A 3,363-nucleotide genomic window follows, 5' to 3' on the forward strand; every position below is an offset into this window, starting at 1 on the left:
GATCCGCTGTTCCAGCGCAAACGGCACCGCCAGCGTTAACGTCACCTGGGGGGTATGCTCCACCCGTTCTACCGCTGACAGCACCGACTCTGCCGCTGCGGCATAAGCACGCACCAGCCCCCCCGCCCCCAGCTTCACCCCACCAAAATAACGGATCACCACCACCAGTACGTCGCTCATGCCCTTGTGCTGAATGACATTGAAAATAGGCTTCCCCGCCGTTCCGGAAGGCTCGCCATCGTCATTCATTGCAGCCTGGGCCGAGGCAGGACGACCCAGCAAATAGGCGTAACAATGGTGGGACGCATCCGGATACTGCTGACGGGCCTCATCGACAACCGCCATGGCCTGCTCACGATTGCGAACCGGTCGCAGCCAGGTAATAAAGCGGCTTTTATTAATGATGATTTCGCGGTCAATCGGCGATGCTGGGACAGGGTAACCGTCGATGGCAGCCTCCGGGACAGATAGGACACAGGGCCTTATGGTAAGGTAATTGCCTCTGCGACCGAACCTCTCATTACCATGCCCATGCGCTCACACAATCAATCAGACAATCGACCGGACAGCCTGCGCCGCCGCCAACAATTAGCTATCTTCATGGCTCTGCTGGTCAGCGGTGTGGTGTTCGGCCCACTGGCCCTCGCTCACTACAACGATGGCAGCCTGTTCTTTCTGGCCCTCAGTTTGCTGCTCTGGTTAGGAGTGGGCCGGTTTATCTACCACTTGCTTGCCCCCGCAACGCAAACGGGCGACCCAAAGGCCGCCCGCGCTGAAACATCAGAGGACTGTGACGACCAGCGTCAGTGATCCAGATAGAGGTAATGCTGCCAGCTCATCATTCTCAGCAGAATCTGACGCATAACCGCCACATGATGAACATGATCTGAATAAACCGCAGCCTGGGCACTGACCCCCAGTGGAAGGGAATCCACCGCATCGCTTTTCTCGATTTCAATCACCGTCAGTGTTTCATTATCCATACGCTGAAAAGCTTCCCCACCAACAAGCTGTTGCCCTGCCGCCAGCTGGGATTCGGCAATAGTGGGTAGCACTTCAATCAGCTTGGCACTAAAGACCTGCCCCGGCAGGGAGGTAAACGTCAGCTCTGCCTCATACCCGGGTTTCAGCCGCAACAGGGATTGCTGTCGAAACGCCGCAACAAAACGACGCTCCTGATCACTAACGAAGTTGGCCAGTGGTTTCAGGGGCAGAGGCACCGCCATCATCCCCGGCAACACCGCCAATTGCGTGACAAAGCCATCGGTAGGCGCCCTGATAATGGTGTTCTCAAGATTGAACCGGGCCTCTTCCAGCTGCGCTTTAACCGCGGCTACAGAGGGATCATCACCGTCCACTTCTCCGCTCAGTTCCGTCTCAGCCTTGGCTAGCGCTGCTTTCGTCGCATCAAGATCGGCATTGGTGGCAACGACACGTTCACGCTGGGTATCAATCTGTTGCTTGCTGAATGCGGAGGCCGCTCCCTCGTAGCGCCGCAGAGTACGCACAGCCTGGTCCCGTTTTGCGGTTGCCTGGGCAACTTTCGCCCGGGCCTGCGCCACTGCCGCCACATTCCCCTGAGCCAGTTGCCCCATATCCGCCAATTGCGCTTCCAGCTGCGCCACCCTGGCTTCAAAGCGGGTACTGTCCAGCACCACCAGCGGCTCGCCCTGCTTCACCCGGGTGTTGGCTTTCACCGGAACTTCAAGCACCCGTGCCCGCACCTCAGAGACAAGCGGTGTCACCACATACACCTGGCGGACCTTGTTGGTGAACGGGTGGTTATAATTCATCAGCAGCACCAGCCCGCCCACCAGCACGATCCCGCCCAATACAGCTGTGGGGACCGTCCACTTGGTCAGCGGAACCTTGAATACCTTGAAGATAAAAATACAGATAGCGGCATAGGTCAGCAGTAACAGGGTTTCCATTAGAGACTGCCCTCCCCGTTCTGGAGACTCTTCTCTGCCACTGCCTGTTCTAGCAGGGTTAGCCGCTCGGCCTGGTCGTCCAGTTTTTCCTGAAGTGCGGAAATACGCGATTCATCCGTCGCTTGTTGTTGCTTAACCTCCTGGAAGCCCCAGCCACGCTCAGGCCGATACAGGGTGGCCCAGATCCACAGGAACGGCCACAGCACATGTAACGTAAACAAGCTCACCCACCCGGCGACATGGATCGCGTCCTGATGTGGATGATTACGACTTTTCGAAATTTCGTATGGGATATCGTGAATAGCGATGATGCCGTAAAACAGCACCAGCCCTACAAAAACCAGCAGGCCAAGGGCCACGTAACTCAACATTCCGGCCATCCTTTTTTCGTTATGAACGCGGCCCCTTCCGGCCACCCGTGTTAATGCTAGCAGAAATCCGGGTTATAGATCCTGGCCACAACCGCTGTACAAGGTGCTGTTGCGGGTCACTTTCACCTGATAGGGAAAGGCTTCACCGCTCATCACGTCTTCACAGTCCTGCTCGCTGATTTCCACTTTCAGGGAACCGGCCTCGCTGCTCGCCATATAAATGGTTTCCGTCCCTTCGGTCTTGGCGCCCGGGTTCGGGGTCGTCATGCTGTTATTACCGTAGTCCCACACAAAGACCAACCGCTTCTCCGGATAAACCGCCAGGTGCCAGCCGGGTTCGTTACCGACCGCCCAGAAGCTGGCCCCGCCGGCTTTGGCTTGCGCCTTCCCGGTGACGGGTTGGGCCGGCGCCTCGTTTGCAACACGCTCCAGCATGATTGTCATATTCTGGTTCGCTTCCTTGTCGCCCAGCTCCACCGTGTGCCGCTGAGTCGTCGTCCAGAGCAAACGCCCATTACCATCACGAATCTCGGCACGCACTGCATATGCCATCGGATGATCGTTATCGGCGAAGGACTTGTCATAGCGCAACGCGAAAGGCACCGGCACATTTCCCGGGTTATCAATATGTTGTTCCGCGATCATTCTGGCCGGGGCATCCATCCGGGATACATCTGCCAACGTTACCGTGACGGTTGCTTCCGGCGGCATTGCCATGCGCTCGCGATACATCACCTTCCCGGCGAGCACGCGCTGCTGGGCGTTTTCCTGTTTCGCTTGATCATCCGGCAAATCCGGGGCATCCGGTTCTGGCTGATCACAACCGACAAGGGCCAAAACAGCCCCCAGCATCAATGAAGGAAAAATAGCATGGGTCCTGGTTGTCATGAGCGCGTCCTCTCGTTAGGGAATATCATCAGACTCAGCGACAAAAGACCGGTTCCGCCGCATCTCACACCAGTAAAACGAAGAGAACACAAAAAAGCAGCCCTCAGGCTGCTTCTTTTTACGCTTTATTGAAAACGCCTCCGCTAGGCAGGCGTTTTTAAGCTAGACGGTCA

The 3,363-nt window shown here is 56.9% G+C and carries 5 protein-coding genes; 1 reads left to right on the forward strand and 4 read right to left on the reverse strand.

Translation table 11 applies throughout. The features are described from left to right. Window positions 1–345, reverse strand: a 345-nt coding sequence (locus A3754_RS08975; protein ID WP_231880563.1) for a YigZ family protein, incomplete at its 3' end; no start/stop codon positions are given. A 180-nt stretch (window positions 346–525) separates the two neighbouring features. On the opposite strand from A3754_RS08975, the gene A3754_RS08980 reads away from it, so the two are divergent. After that, window positions 526–810, forward strand: coding sequence for a hypothetical protein (locus A3754_RS08980; protein ID WP_063519394.1), 285 nt, complete (start codon window positions 526–528; stop codon window positions 808–810). On the opposite strand, the gene A3754_RS08985 is transcribed toward A3754_RS08980, so the two are convergent. The 3 genes from A3754_RS08985 to A3754_RS08995 all read right to left on the reverse strand — a co-directional run bounded on the left by A3754_RS08985 (window position 804) and on the right by A3754_RS08995 (window position 3,190). Then, window positions 804–1,931, reverse strand: a complete 1,128-nt coding sequence (locus tag A3754_RS08985) for an HlyD family secretion protein (RefSeq protein WP_063519395.1) — start codon at window positions 1,929–1,931, stop codon at window positions 804–806. The two genes, A3754_RS08980 and A3754_RS08985, sit on opposite strands and share 7 nt — an antisense overlap. Beyond that, window positions 1,931–2,302, reverse strand: a complete 372-nt coding sequence (locus A3754_RS28845) for a DUF3302 domain-containing protein (RefSeq protein WP_197468585.1) — start codon at window positions 2,300–2,302, stop codon at window positions 1,931–1,933. The genes A3754_RS08985 and A3754_RS28845 overlap by 1 nt, the downstream gene beginning before the upstream one ends. A 72-nt stretch (window positions 2,303–2,374) precedes the next feature. Then, the gene (locus A3754_RS08995; RefSeq protein ID WP_082872528.1) at window positions 2,375–3,190 is read right to left on the reverse strand and encodes a YbaY family lipoprotein; all 816 of its coding nucleotides are present in this window, start codon (window positions 3,188–3,190) and stop codon (window positions 2,375–2,377) included. Between the last annotated feature and the right edge of the window lie 173 nt (window positions 3,191–3,363).

Source organism: Alcanivorax sp. HI0083 (assembly GCF_001635175.1).